Source organism: Aeromonas sp. INTO2, from assembly GCF_049860605.1.
Taxonomy (GTDB): Bacteria; Pseudomonadota; Gammaproteobacteria; order Enterobacterales; family Aeromonadaceae; genus Aeromonas; species Aeromonas caviae.
Genome location: NZ_CP187588.1, coordinates 3,674,367 through 3,689,310 on the forward strand (window position 1 = coordinate 3,674,367; position 14,944 = coordinate 3,689,310).

Here is a 14,944-nt window from a genome sequence, read left to right on the forward strand (position 1 = left end):
TCGGCGACATTCATCAGTTCGAAGACAGAAGCGGGGCCTTGGCGGCACATCTGGGCCTTCCATCTCGTTTGGCTCAGCCGGTGGCGAGCCGTTTGCACTCATCGGCAACCCGTTCGGCGGCATCGATGATGGCGACCCGGCGCGCGGCCTGGGCCATGTTCAACAGGGTTTCCCTGCGCCCGGCGAGCCAGGATAGGCGCGACGCCAGCGCCGCCGGCGTCAGCTCGGACTGGGGCAGGAACTCGGCCGCACCGCCGTCGACCAGGGTCAGGGCGTTGCGGGTCTGGTGATCGTCCACCGCATGGGGCAGGGGCACGAAGATGGCGGCCACACCGGCGGCGGCCACTTCGGAGACGGTCAATGCGCCGGCGCGGCACACCACCAGGTCCGCCCAGGCATAGGCATCCGCCATGTCCTTGATAAATTCACTCACCTCGGCCTCGACCCCCAGCCCGGCATAGGAAGCAGCCACGGCCTCCTCGTTGCCCTTGCCGCATTGGTGACGCACCTCGATGGGCACACCGGCAGCTGCAACCGCAGGAGGCACCTGCTCGTTGAGGACCCGGGCCCCCAGGCTGCCACCAACCACAAGCAGGCGCAGAGGATCGCTGCTGCTGCGCAGTTGGGGATCCGGCAGCGCCACCACCTCGGGGCGCACCGGGTTGCCCACCACTGCGGTACGGGCATTGGGGGCGAAGGCACCCGGGAAGGCCATCAGTACCCGCCTGGCGATACGGGCCAGCAGCTTGTTGGTCAGGCCGGCGGCGGCATTCTGCTCGTGCAGCAGCAGCGGAATGCCGGACAGCCAGGCGGCCACGCCACCCGGGCCGGAGGCGAAGCCCCCCATGCCCAGCACCACATCGGGCTGGATGGTCTTGAGCACCTGGCGGGCCTGCAGCACGGATTTGATGACACGGTAGGGCGCCGCGAGCAGACGCTTGATGCCGTTGCCACGCACCCCCTGGATGTCAATGAAGGAGATGGGATAACCATGGGCAGGCACCAGCTCCGCCTCCATCCGGTCGGCAGTGCCGAGCCAGTGGATGGTCCAGCCCTGGGCCTTGAGGCGATCGGCGACGGCCAGGCCGGGGAACACATGGCCCCCGGTACCACCCGCCATCACCAGTAACGTCTTGCTCACGCAACCTCCCGCACGCGCGCCTGGGCACTTGCCTGGCGCAACTCGAAATCGATACGAATCAACATGCTCACCGCCACCATCATGATGATGAGACTGGAGCCGCCATAACTGACCAGTGGCAGGGTCAGCCCCTTGGTAGGCATCATGCCGCTGGCGGCACCGACGTTGACGAAAGTCTGGAAGCTGAACCAGATGCCGATGCCGATGGCCAGATAACCTTCATAGAGCCGCTCGGCCACCAGCGCCTGGTGACCCAGCTTGAGCGCCTTCACCGCCAGCGCAAAAATCAGGAAGAGTGCGCCAAGCACCCCCACGTAGCCCAGCTCTTCGCCCAGAATGGCGAACACGAAGTCGGTGTGGGCCTCCGGCAGGTACTCCATCTTCTGGATGGAGTTGCCGAGCCCCTCGCCAAACCAGCTCCCCCGACCAAAGGCCATCAGGGACTGGGTCAGCTGATAGCCGCTGCCAAAGGGATCGGCCCAGGGGTCGAGGAAGGAGGTCACCCGCCGCATCCGGTAGGGCTCCGCGATGATCAGGGTCACCACGGCGCTCACACCCACCAGGATGAGACCGATGAACTGCACCAGCCGGGCACCGGCCAGGAACAGCATGCCGAGGGAGGTGACGAACATCACCACCACTGACCCGAGATCCGGCTGGGCCAGCAGCAGGATGGCCACCACGAACAGCACCGCCATGGGTTTCATGAAGCCGATGAAGCGCTCGCGCACCTCGCTTTGACGGCGCACCAGATAACCCGCCAGATAGACGAACAGCGCCAGCTTGCCGAACTCGGCCGGCTGCAAGTTGAAGGGGCCCAGCGGCAGCCAGCGTACCGAACCGTTGACGCTGCGCCCCACCAGCAACACCATCACCAGCAACACGATGGCCAGCAACAACATGGGGCCGTTGTAGTGCTGCCAGCGTGCCATGGGCACCTGCAACACGAACCAGGAGATACCCAGCGCCATCACCAGGAACATGCCGTGGCGCTTCACGAACATGAAGGGATCGTTGTTGATGGCGATCCCCTCAGGAATGGAAGCGGACGCCACTATTACCAGCCCGACGCCCATCAGGGCGAGGGCCAGTACCACCAGTTGCCGATCATAAAGACCGGCGGGGCGTGCCGGTAGCAACCAGCGCTGCAAGAATCCCGCAACCACGCGCAGGGCGTTCATAAGCCCATCACCAGTTCGGTGAAGCGATCGCCGCGCGCTTCAAAGGATTTGAACTGATCCAGGCTCGCGCAGGCCGGCGCCAGCAGCACCCAGTCACCAGGCCTGGCGTCGGCCGCCGCCTTGGCGACAGCAGCGTCAAGATCGGCAACCCGCTCGGTCTGTTCGCCCAGGGCCAGCAGCACCTCGGCATCCTGACCAAAACAGTACATGTGATCGATCTGGCTGCCGAGCAGCGCCTGCACCGGGCCGAAGTCCTGCCCCTTGCCCTGGCCACCGGCCAGCAGCAGCAGGCGGCCCTTGACCGCTTCACGCACCCCGGCCACGGCGGCCAGGGTCGCCCCCACGTTGGTGGCCTTGGAGTCGTTGATCCAGCGCACCCCATTTACCTCACGCACGAAGCGGGCACGGTGAGGCAGGCCTTCAAAGCGGCGCAGCACGGCAAGTTGTGCCTCGCGGGGAATGCCCACCGCATCGCACAGGGCCATGGCCGCCAGGGCATTGGCCTGGTTGTGGGCACCCACTATCTTCATCTCGTCCACCGCCAGGAGCGGCTCGCCGTGCAAGGTCAGCCAGTGACGGCCCTCCAGCTCGCAGCGACCGTAGCCGTTGCAGTCGAGGCCGAAACTCTGCCACACCTGACCCACATCGGGCAGGGTCTGGGGATCGTCGCGATTGATCAGAATGTGCTGGGAGTGCTGATGGATCTCCATCTTGGCGGCGCGGTAATCCGCCATGCCGGCATAGCGATCCATATGATCTTCACTGAGGTTCAGGACCACGGAGGCGGCGGCCCGCAGGCTGTAGGTGGTCTCCAGCTGGAAGCTGGAGAGCTCCAGCACGCAGAGATCCATGGGCTGCTTGAGGAGCGACAGCGCCGGGGTGCCGATATTGCCCCCCACACCGACCTTGAGCCCCGCCTCGGCGATCATCTCACCCACTAGCGTGGTGACCGTGCTCTTGCCGTTGGAACCGGTGATGGCGATGACGGGCGTCTGGGTTTCACGCACGAACAGTTCGATGTCACCGACGATGCGCACCCCGAACTCGGCGGCGGCCTTCAACTCCGGAGTCGCCAGGGCGATGCCCGGGCTGGCCACTATCATGTGCGCCTGCTTGAGCCGCTCCGCGTCCAGCCCGTGGATGAGCTCCACCTCGGGGGGAAGCTCGTCCTTGCCCGGCGGGTTGGCACGGGTGTCCATCACCAGCGGCGTGACGCCGCGGTCGAGGAAGTAATCGACGCAGGAGAGTCCGGTTTTGCCGAGTCCGATGATGATGACCATGGCTTACCTCACCTTCAGGGTGGCGAGGCCAAGCAGCACCAGCATGAGGGTGATGATCCAGAAGCGCACGATGACGCGCGGCTCCGGCCAGCCCTTCTTCTCATAGTGGTGATGGATGGGGGCCATGCGGAAGATCCGCACGCCGCGCAGTTTGTAGGATCCGACCTGCAGGATCACCGAGACGGTCTCCATCACGAAGACGCCCCCCATGATCACCAGCAGGAACTCCTGGCGCACCAGCACGGCGATGGTACCGAGCGCGCCGCCCAGGGCCAGGGAACCCACGTCCCCCATGAAGACCTGGGCCGGGTAGGTGTTGAACCAGAGGAAGCCCAGGCCCGCGCCCACAATGGCGGTACAGACGATCACCAGCTCGGAGGTGTAGGGCACGTAGGGAATGTGCAGGTAGTTCGCGAAGTTGACGTTGCCGGTCGCCCAGGCGATCAGGGCGAAGCCCCCCGCCACCATCACGGTGGGCATGATGGCGAGGCCATCCAGACCATCGGTCAGGTTGACTGCGTTGGAGGTACCGACGATGACGAAATAGGTCAGCAGGATGAACATCAGGCCGAGCTGGGGCATCACATCCTTGAGGAAGGGGACCACCAGCTGGGTCTGACCATCGTGGGTGGCCGTGGCGTAGAGGAAGACTGCCACACCCAGCGCGACCGCGGACTGCCAGAAGTACTTCCAGCGGGCGATGAGGCCATCGGTGTTCTTGCGCACCACCTTGAGATAGTCATCGGCAAAGCCGATGGCACCATAGGCCCCCAGCACGAACAGCACCAGCCAGACATAGGGGTTGTCGAGGCGGCACCAGAGCAGCACAGAAGTGAAGATGGCGGCAATGATCATCAGGCCGCCCATGGTCGGGGTGCCCTTCTTGCTGAGGTGGGATTCGGGACCGTCGTTGCGGATCACCTGGCCGAACTTCATGATCTGCAGGCGACGGATGAGGCGCGGCCCCATCCAGAGCGCCACCACCAGACCGGTGATGATCGACAGGATGGCGCGAAACGTCAGGTAGGAGAAGACGTTGAAGAAGGTGAAGTGCGGGGTGAGCAGTTCCGCCAGCCAGACTAGCATGTGGCTGACTCCTGATGGCCCTTGACCATCTCGACGATATCTTCCATGCGGGAGCCACGGGCGCCCTTGACCAGAACCGAAATTTCCTGATGTGTCTTTATCATTTGCGCAAGCACTTCAAACAACGACGCCTTGTTATCGAAATGTCGGCCAGCCGCGGCATCTGCGGTGTGGCGACTCTGTTCCCCTACGGTCAGCACGGCATCGAGGCCCTGCTCACGGGCGTGGTGTCCGACCCGGGCATGCTGCGCGGCGGACTCCTCACCCAACTCTTTCATGTCACCGAATACCAGCACCTTGTAGCCGTTCATGGCGGTCAGGGCATCGATACCCGCCAGCACGGACTCCACGCTGGCGTTGTAGGTGTCATCCACCAGAGTGAGGCCACCCCAGCGTTGCACGCAGAAACGGCCCTTGACCGGCGCCATCTGCTCCAGTCCCGCCTTGACGGACGCAAGCGATGCGCCCAGGGCCAGGGTACCGGCGGCAGCAGCCAGGGCGTTGGCCACGTTGTGGCGACCCGGAATGGCCAGGGTCAGGTTCACCTCTCCCTGGGGCGTCACCATCACGAACCCGGCACAACCCTGCTCGTTGAGCACGATGTCGCGGGCGTGGAACGGCTGACGCTGATCCTCAAGGGAGAAGGCGCACTGGATGCCCTTTTCACGCCACTTCGGCCAGAACTCGTTGTCGGCATTGACGATGGCGGTGCCGCCCTCGCCTAGCCCTTCGAAGATTTCGCTCTTGGCATGGAACACCCCTTCCAGGGAGCCAAAGCCTTCCAGGTGCGCGGCAGCGACGTTGTTGATGATGGCGGCGTCGGGTCTGGCGAGCGACGTGGTCCAGGCGATCTCGCCCGGGTGGTTGGCTCCCAGCTCCATCACCGCGAACTGGTGTTGCGGCTCGAGGCGCAGCAGGGTCAGCGGCACCCCCACCTCGTTGTTGAAGTTGCCGGCGGTGGCCAGCACCTCCCCTTCACAGCGCAGGATGGCCGTCGCCATCTCCTTCACCGTGGTTTTGCCACAGCTGCCTGTGATGGCGAGCACTTTCGGATTGATGCGCTCGCGCACCAGCCTGCCCAGACGCCCAAGCCCCTTGAGGGTGTCGCCCACCACCAGTTGTGGAATGGCCAGCGGCAATTCGCGCTCCACCAGCAGGGCACTGGCGCCGGCGGCAACCGCTTGGTCGCAGAAATCGTGGGCGTCGAAACGCTCGCCGCGCAGGGCCACGAACAGCGCCCCCGCGCCCAGGGTACGGGTGTCGGTGCTGACCGCCGTGATCTCATGGTCGCCCCCGATCAGACGGGCATCGAGCACCTGCGCCAGGTCGGCAAGCCTGAGGGTCATCATTTGAATGACTCCATTAATGTGTGCAAGGCGGCTGCGACGGTTTCCCGATCGCTGTAGTGCCGCTTGTCGGTTCCAATGATCTGATAATCCTCGTGGCCTTTGCCAGCCACCAGGATGATGTCCTCTTTGCTCGCTTGACTCAGTGCCAGCTGGATTGCCTTGGTCCTGTCGTGCTCAATCTGCACGGCGCCGGGATCGCGAAGCCCCGCCACCATGTCGGCCATGATCCGGGCCGGCTCCTCGGTACGGGGATTGTCGTCGGTCAGGATCACGCAGTCCGCATGCTGCTCCGCCATGGCAGCCATCATGGGACGCTTGCCGCGATCCCTGTCGCCGCCGCATCCCACCAGGCACCAGAGCCGGCCGTGACAGTGCACCCGCAGGGCCTGCAATGCCTTCTCCAGCGCATCCGGGGTGTGGGCGTAATCGACCACGGCGAGCGGCGCATCGCCACCGCCGAAGCACTCCATGCGACCGGTCACCGGTTGCAGTCTGGGAGCCGTCGCCAGCAGGTCATCGAAGTCGTAGCCGAGCACCAGCATGGCGCCCATGGCGCCCAGCACGTTGCTGACGTTGAAGCGGCCGAGCAAGGGGGCGGATAATACACCATTCCCCCAGCTGGAGTTAATGCGCGTATCAAAACCTTGTTGGTGGAAATGGGGATCCTGCGCCGTCAGTTGTCGTCCGGCATGGTTTTCAATCGGACCATGAACCCCGAAGGCCACCGCACCGGGATAGGTCGCCAGCCATTGCCGTCCCAGATGGTCATCGGCGTTGATGACGGCGCAAGGCTCATCCACCAGCTTCAGCAACTCCTCCTTGGCGGCGGCATAGGCCTCCATGGTGCCGTGATAGTCCAGATGATCCCGGCTCAGGTTGGTGAAGACTGCCGCGGCAAACGGCAGGGCCGCCACGCGATGCTGCACCAGACCGTGGCTGGAGACCTCCATCGCCACCAGATCGGCCCCCTGCTGCTGCAAGGCGGCCAGATTGGCCTGCACCTGGACCGCGCTGCCGGTGGTGTTCTCTGCTTCGATGAGCTCGCCAAACAGACCGTTGCCTATGGTGCCCATGACCCCGGCCTTGCCCCCCAGCAGGGTGCGCCAGTTGGCCACCAGCAGGGCCGTGGTGCTCTTGCCGTTGGTGCCCGTGATGCCCACCAGTTGCAGCTTTTGCGCAGGGTGACCGTAGAAATGACCGGCCAGCTCGGAGAGACGAGCGGGAAGATCCCTCATGCCGATGCAGGGGATCTGGGTCGCCGGAGGGACGAATTCTCCGTCCTCCTCAAACAGCACGGCGGTCGCTCCCTGAGCCACCGCCTGTTCGATGAAGCGCCTGCCATCCACCTGATGGCCACGAATCGCCACGAAGAGCGAGCCGGGACCGACCCGCCGGCTGTCGAGCTGGAGATCGTTGAGGGAAAGCGCCGGGGCATCGATGCCGAAGCGGCTCATCAGTTGATCAAGTGTGCGGGGCGGCATGGGAAGCCTCCGAAAATGCGGGAATGCGGGCGCTCGTACACGCCATGGAAAACGCCCCGACAGCAGCGGGGCCGATGGAAAAAACCGGATGCCCGTCAAGTACGCGGTGCGCCATTGTTGGCCTCCGTGCGGGCAAGCTTGGCGGGTACCTCGGGCGGGATCGCATCGGGACGGGTGTTGAAGAGCTGCAACACGCCTCCCATGGCCTCCGCAAAGGGCGGGGTCGCCACGGCACCGCCGTAGTAGGCATCCCCCTTGGGCTCGTTGATCACCACCACCATGACGAAACGGGGATTGCTGGCTGGCGCGAAACCGGCAAACCAGGCCATGTAGTCCTTGCCATAGCCCCCAGCCACGGCCACCTTGGCGGTACCACTCTTGCCACCGACCCGATAACCGGGGATCTGGGCCTTGGGAATGGCATTGCTGACCACGTACTCCAGCGCCTGCAACATGGCTGCGGCGTTGTTGTGATCGATGACCTGCTCACCCTTGGGCGGCTTGGTCACCTTGATGATGGAGAGCGGAACCCGCTTGCCCTTGTTGGCCAGGGTGGCGTAGGCGGAGGCCAGCTGCAGCGGGGTCACTCGCAGACCATAACCGAACGACAGGGTGGCTCGCTCGATGTCGGACCAGCGGCGACGCTGGGGCAGCATGCCGCTGCTCTCCCCCATCAGGCCGCTGCCGGTGTCCATGCCGAAGCCCACCATGCTCAGGGTGTTGATCATCTCCTGGGCCGGCATCCGCAGCGCGATGCGCGACATGCCGATGTTGGAGGAGTAGCGCAGGATGTCGTACAGGTTGGTCGCCTTGTGGATACTCACGTCACGGATCTGCTTGGCCCCGATGAAGAGGGGGCCGCCCGGGATGAAGTCCTTCCAGCTGGTGACACCGGCTTGCAAGGCACTAAGCAAAATCAATGGCTTGACCGTGGAGCCCGGCTCATAGGTATCGGTCACCACCCGGTTTCGCACCCGGAAACTCTGGTACTGACCGCGGTTGTTCGGGTTGTAGGAGGGGGTGTTGACCATGGCGAGCACCTCGCCGGTCTTCACATCCAACATCACCATGGAGCCGGAGGTGGCCTTGTTCTCGTCGGTAGCCCGTTTGAGGGCGCGATAGGCCAGCGCCTGCACCCGCTGATCGATGCTCAGTTGCAGATCGTTGGCGTGCTTGCCCTCTTTCACCAGGCCTAGGCGCTCGATGACGCGGCCCTGCCTGTCCTTGCGCACTCGCATCTCGCCAGGGGTTGCGGTCAGCCACTCGTTGTAGCTGCGCTCAATCCCCTCGATGCCGCTGCCATCGATGTTGGTCACCCCCACCAGGTGGGAGCTTATCTCGCCGGTCGGGTAGAAACGGCGCGCCTCGGGGCGCAGATAGATGCCCCCCAGCTTCAACCCCTTGATGTACTCGGCCACCGCAGGCGTCACCTGCCGCTGCAGATAGACGAAGCGCTTGCTCGGGTTGGCGATGCGATGCTTGAGGGTGTTGATGTCGAGCTTGAGCACGGCGGAGAGTGCCAGCCAGGCACGCTCGTTGTGGATGGCACCGGACTCATGCACCGTCTTGGGATCAGCCCAGACCGCTTCGACCGGTACGGATACCGCCAACTGTTCGCCATTGCGGTCCGTGATCATGCCGCGCACCGCCTGGGTGGAGGTGGTGCGCAGGGAGCGCATGTCCCCCTCCTGGCGCAGTCTGTCAGGATCGATCACCTGGATCCAGGCCAGCCGCAGGATCAGCCCCGCAAACGCGATGCCGATGAAGAAAACCAGGGTACGAAAGCGCCACGGGTAGAGTGAGGGTGCTTTCGCCTTGGCTTTGTCCTTTGCCGGAGCCTTGGTGGCGGCCTTGCGTGTCATGGTTGTGTAATTACCTTTTCAGTGGTCACCAGGGGACGAGCCATCTGCAACTTGTCCATGGCCAGACTCGCCACCCGGGAGTGCTCAGCCAGTGTGCCCTGTTCCAGCAAGAGGTGGCGCCACTCGATGTTGAGCCTGTCCTCCTCCGCCATCAGATCGTTCTGCTTGGCCGTCAGACCCCGGGTCATGTTGGTCACCAGGATCACCGCAAAGGCGGTGACCAGCACGGCGACGGTCAACAGGACCTGCAACTTGTGGCGCCAGAGATCCGCAACGATCTCCCTGGCGAGGTGAACGCGCACATCGCTCATCGTTTACTCCGCAAGACGCTCTGCGACCCGCAGCACCGAGCTGCGGGACCGGGTGTTTTCATTGACCTCGTGGTCGGAAGGCTTGAGCGCCTTGCCGATCGACTTCAGCTTGCGACCACCGGCAAGCTGGGCTTCGGTCAGGGGGATGCCGTGGGGTACTTCCGGACCTTTCTCATGCTTGCGAATAAAATGCTTCACCAGCCGATCTTCCAGAGAGTGGAAGCTGATGACGGAGAGACGACCGTGAGGAGCCAGCACGTCCAGCGCGCCGTTGAGGGCGGTTTCAATTTCGTCCAGCTCGCTGTTGATATAGATGCGGATGGCCTGGAAGCTGCGGGTCGCCGCGTGCTTGCCCTTCTCCTTGCTCGGGTTGACCCGGGCAATCATCTCCGCCAGCTGGCGGGTGCGCACATAGGGCTCTGTCACCCGATCATGCACGATGGCGCGAGCAATCTTCTTGGCGAAGCGCTCCTCACCGAAGGTTTTCAGCACCCAGGCGATGTCGTCCACATCGGCACGGGCCAGCCACTCGGCGGCGCTCTGACCGGAGGTGGGATCCATCCTCATGTCGAGCGGTCCGTCCTTCATGAAGCTGAAGCCACGTTCGGCATCGTCAAGCTGGGGGGAGGAGACACCGAGATCCAGCAGGAAGCCATCGACCTTGCCCAGCAGGCCGCGCTCGGTCAGATAGCGGGTGATGCCGGAGAAGGGACCGTGCACGATCTCGAAACGGGGATCCTGGATCTTGGCCGCCTCGGCAATGGCCTGGGGATCCCGGTCGATGGCGATCAGACGGCCGTTCGGGCCCAGATGCTGGAGAATGAGACGAGAGTGACCCCCCCGGCCAAAGGTACCGTCGACGTAGATACCGTCCGGCTTGATGGCCAGCCCTTCGACGGCTTCGTGCAACAGCACTGTGATGTGTTCAGCGGCTTGGGTCATTTATAAAGAAAAATCCTGTAGTCGTGGTGAACTTGCCCAGTCGTCCTCGGGCAGGCCCAGGATGTCGTCGTTGATCTGTTGTTGCCAGCGGGCTTCATCCCACAGCTCGAATTTGTTGAGCTGGCCCACCAGCATGACTTTCTTGTCCAGCCCGGCATGGCTGCGCAGCGGCTGGCTGAGCAGCAAACGGCCATTGCCATCCAGTTCGCATTCGGCCGCGTGGCCGAGCAGCAGACGCTGCAGGCGGCGTTCCGCCGGGTTGGTGCTGGAAAGGGTCTTCAGCTTGCGCTCCACCTCTTCCCATTCATTCAGGGGATAAAGCAGCAGACAGGGATGGGCGATGTCGATGGTGCAGACCAGCTGACCGTCGCATTCGTCGCGCAGCCAATCACGAAATTTGGTCGGAATCGCCAACCGCCCCTTGCTGTCCAGGCTGATGGCGTGAGCGCCACGCAACAAATTGCAGTCCCCGAAGGTGAGTTATGGGGGCTAGATGCCCAATAAAACCACTTTGATCCACTTTTCTCCACCATGAAGTTTAAGGACGAGCAGGGGGCTTTTCAAGCAAGGATCTCGGGCATGGGGAACATATTGACGCAGCGTGATGGGACTACCGATTAAATGAATTGATTTTCCACAAGTTATTCATGGGAGAATTAAATCATCCCGGCGAAGTACGCCTCGTAATTAATCGATTTCACGGGGAAATGATGAAACGGAACAGCACGACGGCGCACAGGATAATGCTGACGCCCACCACGGGATAGATGATATAGCCATCCCCTACCCGACGGGCTCGCAGCACCACCATCTGGCAGAGCAGCAGGTTATAGACGATGAGAAGAAAAGTCAGCAGTAGATTGGCGCCCAATGTCAGCTCGTCGGCATACATGATATAGAGCCACATCAAACCAAAATTAACGAGGATCAGATAAAGCAGAAATTTCTGAATCGCCCTGCCCGCCTTTGGGGTCTTTTTTACTCGTGTTATCATGCTTATCACGTCCTGGATACCACATGAACAGTCGACAGATATTGTCAAAAACTGTTGAGATACATCGTGTTTTTATCATTTTCCCGCCAGGCTCTGTCCGCTGTTGCCAAAATATCCCTGCGCCTTCTCCCCGGGCTCTCTCTACTGAGCAGTGCCGTTTGTTACTCCTATGATCATTATCACTGGCAGGCGGGTTTTCCTACCCCCGTTGTCGGCCCGGGTGCCGAGCTGGTCAACGAGCAGACCCGCTTTCTGCTGCGCCAGCGCAGCCACCTGCAAACGAGGCTCGCCGAGTCCCAGCCCATGATCCGCTGGGTCACGGAGCAGGTTCAGACGCGAAAACTCCCACCCATGCTGGCACTGCTGCCCCTGATCGAGAGCAGCTACCGGCTTGACGTGATCTCCTCGGCGGGCGCCGCCGGGCCCTGGCAGTTGATGCCGGATACCGCAGCCCGCTTCTCCGTCCCCATGACGAACGGCTTCGATGGCCGCTATTCCCTGCCATTGGCGACGGAGGCGGCGCTCTCCTACCTCGGGTGGCTGCATCAATTCTTCGGGCAGGACTGGTTGCTGGCACTGGCGGCCTACAACGCGGGAGAGGGAAGAGTACTGAAGGCGGTGCTCAACGGCGGGACACGCAATGTGTGGGAGTTGCAATTGCCTAACGAAACTCGCCTCTATGTGGCGCGCTTCCTCGCGCTCTCCCAATTGCTGGACAGAGCGGCGCAGCACGGGTTTGTCCTACCGCCCTGGCAGGCGGGAGAAAATATCCGGGTATGGCGGCAGCCGGGGGGCTGCTCATTGCTGGAGTGGGCCATGGAACGGGGGGGTTGCCATGAACGAGGCAAGCCGGTGGAATCCAGCCTGGCGATTGCCCGATCCCCGGGAGGTGAGTGACTGCCCCATCATTTATGGCGGAGGCAAGGCCCCTCCTGCCCCGCGTCATCAAGAGACACGCCCACAGCTGGTGCGGGCCGTGTCCCTGGAAAGCCTGCACGATCCCCTGCTGTTGCTGCCTGCACGGGGACTGGACATGGGGCGGGGAGGCCTCACTCTTGAGCGGTTGCCGGATCCACTGGGATTGGAGCAGGCTCGCCCTCTGCTGGCGCCATGAAACAGTGGCGCCAGTGGCTCAGAACAGGCGCGAGATCCACCGAGTCAGGATCGACCCATCGCGCGCCGTAGAAGCTGAGGTACTGGCCTATGGCTCTGCGATGGGTGATATGACAGGCCAGCACGATCCGCGGTGACAACGACAGGCTGACGTTATCGGGCAAGGTAAAACGGGCGGGGGCGAGGAAACCGACCCCACCCGGTCCGATATCCTTGATGACCGCCCGTCCGATCCGCTTGTCGAACAGCAGGCCGGACACCATGAGCCGGGCCGCGATGCCGCAACTCTGGGATTCCAGGGGCGTGGTCCCGTCATGGAGATACCAGCGCGGCAGCTTGCGTCTGGGATCCTTGAACGGTGTCACGGGGGGGAGATCGGCGTCAGGGGTTTCCATGGGCAACGGCGTCCTTGGCTGTCCGGGTGGCGGCTTGGGTTTGGGCACTGAACAGCTGCTCCAGGCTCTTTTCCGCCTGGGTTGTCATCACCAGCAGCTCGATGCGGCGGTTCTCGCTGCCTTTGGGATCGGCGGTGTTGTCCAGCATGGTATCCGACATGGCGACCACCTGACCCACCCGCTCGGGGGGCATGCCACCGGCAAGCAGGACACGCCTCGCCATCATGGCGCGATCGGAGGAGAGCTCCCAGTTGCTGTAGTTGTCACCGGCAAAGGGGGTGCTGTCGGTGTGACCGGAGATCATGACCCGGTTCTCCACTCGCTGGAAGACAGGGGCCAGTGCCATCAGCAGGTGGCGGAAATAGGGGCTGATCCGCGCACTGCCCCGGCTGTACATCTCGCGCTCGTCATCGTCGCGGATCAGGATCCGCAGACCCTGGGGCACCAGTTGCAGCTCCAGGTTGTTTCTGGCCTGCATCTGATCCGCCATGGATCCGATGAAACCGGCCAACTGCGCCATCTGCTTCTCTCCCTCAATCTTGCCCACCAGCAGGCTCTCATAGCCTCCTTTGGCGCCATCGGTAAAGATGCTGCGATCCCGCTCCATGTGTCTGGGCATGCGCTGCCCCTCCTCCACGAACTGGGGACTCAACTCCTCCAGTACCGAGGGGTTGCCGCCAAGATCCACCGGATAGGGGCTGTTGCTGATGTCGAACGGGTTTGCCTCGCTGTCCATGATGCTGTAGTCGCGCAGACGGCTGGCCACCACATCCCGCTCCTCCTGGCTGGAGACGGCCAGGATCCAGAGCACCATGAAGAAGGCCATCATGGCCAGGGTGAAGTCGGCGAAGGCCACCTTCCATGCACCGCCCCCCTTGGGAGCGCTGCTGCGCCGCTGCTGGCGCTTGATGACGATCTGCTCGTGGTTGCGCATCACATGGCCCTGTTGGTCACCCAGTCTTCCAGTTCGAGGAAGCTGGGTTTCACGTCAGGTTCCAGCATCTTGCGGCCGGAATCGACGGAGAGCAGCGGCGTCTTGCCCCGCAGCTGGGCGATCAGGATCGACTTGATGCACATCAGCATGCCGATACGACGCTTAACCATCTCTTCCATGGCATTGCTGATGGGCTCCAGCAGGCAATAACAGAGGAAGATGCCGATGAAGGTGCCCACCAGGGCGGCCGCCACGTGCACGCCTATGTTGCTGAGGGGGCCGTCGAGCTGCTGCATGGTGATGATGATCCCCATCACCGCCGCCAGGATCCCGAAGCCGGGGCAGGCCTCCCCTGTCTTGTGCAGCGCGTGGGCGGGCTTGAGCATGTCCTCCTCGATGGCCATGATCTCCTGCTCCAGTATGGTGTCGAGCTCATGGGGCGTGATCTTGCCCATGCCCAGCAGACGCAGGTTGTCGATGATGAAGCCCAGCAGTTGCGGATCTTCCGATACCTGGGGATACATGAGGAAGACGGAACTCTGCTGCGGATTCTCCACGTGCTCGTCCAGCGCCTTCATCCCCTTGTTGCGGGTCTCTTCCAGCAGTTGGTGCATCAGGGTCAGCAGTTCGCGATAGATCTCCTTCTCGTCCTTGTTGGACTTGAAGCAAAGCTTCATCTGGCGCCACATTTCATGCATCACCTCCTTGGAATTGCCAAGGAACATGGAGCCGACCGCCGCCCCTATGATGATGATGAGTTCGGCAGGCTGCCACAGGGCGATGGGGCGCCCCCCGGCCATCATGAAGCCGCCGATCACACACACGAAAATGACACCAAGACCAATCTGTTTTTGCATGGATGCTCCCGCAGAAAT

The 14,944-nt window shown here is 62.8% G+C and carries 15 protein-coding genes; 1 reads left to right on the plus strand and 14 read right to left on the minus strand.

What is annotated here, in order from left to right; genetic code table 11:
* Positions 1-73: 73 nt before the first annotated feature.
* The 11 genes from murG to ACPW74_RS17395 all read right to left on the minus strand — a co-directional run bounded on the left by murG (position 74) and on the right by ACPW74_RS17395 (position 11,627).
* Entirely contained in the window at positions 74-1,141 is a 1,068-nt protein-coding gene (gene murG, locus ACPW74_RS17345; RefSeq protein ID WP_113978314.1) for an undecaprenyldiphospho-muramoylpentapeptide beta-N-acetylglucosaminyltransferase, read from the minus strand.
* Positions 1,138-2,322: a cell division protein FtsW gene (gene ftsW, locus ACPW74_RS17350; protein WP_010675836.1), complete on the minus strand. Its 1,185-nt coding sequence runs from the start codon at positions 2,320-2,322 to the stop codon at positions 1,138-1,140. Before ftsW ends, murG begins: the two co-directional genes overlap by 4 nt.
* Entirely contained in the window at positions 2,319-3,602 is a 1,284-nt protein-coding gene (gene murD / locus ACPW74_RS17355) for a UDP-N-acetylmuramoyl-L-alanine--D-glutamate ligase (protein ID WP_042015091.1), read from the minus strand. The genes ftsW and murD overlap by 4 nt, the downstream gene beginning before the upstream one ends.
* Before the next feature lie 3 nt (positions 3,603-3,605).
* Entirely contained in the window at positions 3,606-4,688 is a 1,083-nt protein-coding gene (mraY, locus tag ACPW74_RS17360; protein WP_010675838.1) for a phospho-N-acetylmuramoyl-pentapeptide-transferase, read from the minus strand.
* Positions 4,682-6,037: a UDP-N-acetylmuramoyl-tripeptide--D-alanyl-D-alanine ligase gene (gene murF, locus ACPW74_RS17365; RefSeq protein ID WP_279981991.1), complete on the minus strand. Its 1,356-nt coding sequence runs from the start codon at positions 6,035-6,037 to the stop codon at positions 4,682-4,684. Before murF ends, mraY begins: the two co-directional genes overlap by 7 nt.
* Positions 6,034-7,518 carry a UDP-N-acetylmuramoyl-L-alanyl-D-glutamate--2,6-diaminopimelate ligase gene (gene murE / locus ACPW74_RS17370; RefSeq protein WP_257707077.1) on the minus strand — a complete coding sequence of 495 codons (1,485 nt, stop codon included), beginning with the start codon at positions 7,516-7,518 and terminating at the stop codon, positions 6,034-6,036. The genes murF and murE overlap by 4 nt, the downstream gene beginning before the upstream one ends.
* 95 nt (positions 7,519-7,613) lie before the next feature.
* Positions 7,614-9,380: a penicillin-binding transpeptidase domain-containing protein gene (locus tag ACPW74_RS17375; protein WP_425858410.1), complete on the minus strand. Its 1,767-nt coding sequence runs from the start codon at positions 9,378-9,380 to the stop codon at positions 7,614-7,616.
* Positions 9,377-9,691: a cell division protein FtsL gene (gene ftsL, locus ACPW74_RS17380; protein ID WP_010675842.1), complete on the minus strand. Its 315-nt coding sequence runs from the start codon at positions 9,689-9,691 to the stop codon at positions 9,377-9,379. The genes ACPW74_RS17375 and ftsL overlap by 4 nt, the downstream gene beginning before the upstream one ends.
* A 3-nt stretch (positions 9,692-9,694) precedes the next feature.
* Positions 9,695-10,633, minus strand: coding sequence for a 16S rRNA (cytosine(1402)-N(4))-methyltransferase RsmH (rsmH, locus tag ACPW74_RS17385; protein WP_042015088.1), 939 nt, complete (start codon positions 10,631-10,633; stop codon positions 9,695-9,697).
* On the minus strand, positions 10,634-11,092 hold the full coding sequence (gene mraZ / locus ACPW74_RS17390; RefSeq protein WP_039040489.1) for a division/cell wall cluster transcriptional repressor MraZ: 459 nt from the start codon (positions 11,090-11,092) through the stop codon (positions 10,634-10,636). It lies immediately after the preceding gene.
* Positions 11,093-11,330: 238 nt separating this feature from the next.
* Positions 11,331-11,627, minus strand: coding sequence for a hypothetical protein (locus ACPW74_RS17395; protein WP_214005215.1), 297 nt, complete (start codon positions 11,625-11,627; stop codon positions 11,331-11,333).
* Positions 11,628-11,693: 66 nt separating this feature from the next.
* Here ACPW74_RS17395 and ACPW74_RS17400 point away from each other — a divergent pair, with 66 nt between their 5' ends.
* The gene (locus tag ACPW74_RS17400; protein ID WP_425858411.1) at positions 11,694-12,524 is read left to right on the plus strand and encodes a lytic transglycosylase domain-containing protein; all 831 of its coding nucleotides are present in this window, start codon (positions 11,694-11,696) and stop codon (positions 12,522-12,524) included.
* A 152-nt stretch (positions 12,525-12,676) separates the two neighbouring features.
* Here the strand turns inward: ACPW74_RS17400 and ACPW74_RS17405 are convergent, their stop codons facing one another.
* From ACPW74_RS17405 to lafT, 3 genes are read right to left on the minus strand one after another with little or no spacing between them, the layout of a single operon-like run.
* Positions 12,677-13,135 carry a PilZ domain-containing protein gene (locus tag ACPW74_RS17405; RefSeq protein ID WP_042015087.1) on the minus strand — a complete coding sequence of 153 codons (459 nt, stop codon included), beginning with the start codon at positions 13,133-13,135 and terminating at the stop codon, positions 12,677-12,679.
* On the minus strand, positions 13,122-14,069 hold the full coding sequence (lafU, locus tag ACPW74_RS17410) for a lateral flagellar motor protein LafU (RefSeq protein ID WP_041211798.1): 948 nt from the start codon (positions 14,067-14,069) through the stop codon (positions 13,122-13,124). Before lafU ends, ACPW74_RS17405 begins: the two co-directional genes overlap by 14 nt.
* Positions 14,069-14,926 carry a lateral flagellar motor stator protein LafT gene (gene lafT, locus ACPW74_RS17415; protein WP_041211799.1) on the minus strand — a complete coding sequence of 286 codons (858 nt, stop codon included), beginning with the start codon at positions 14,924-14,926 and terminating at the stop codon, positions 14,069-14,071. The genes lafU and lafT overlap by 1 nt, the downstream gene beginning before the upstream one ends.
* Between the last annotated feature and the right edge of the window lie 18 nt (positions 14,927-14,944).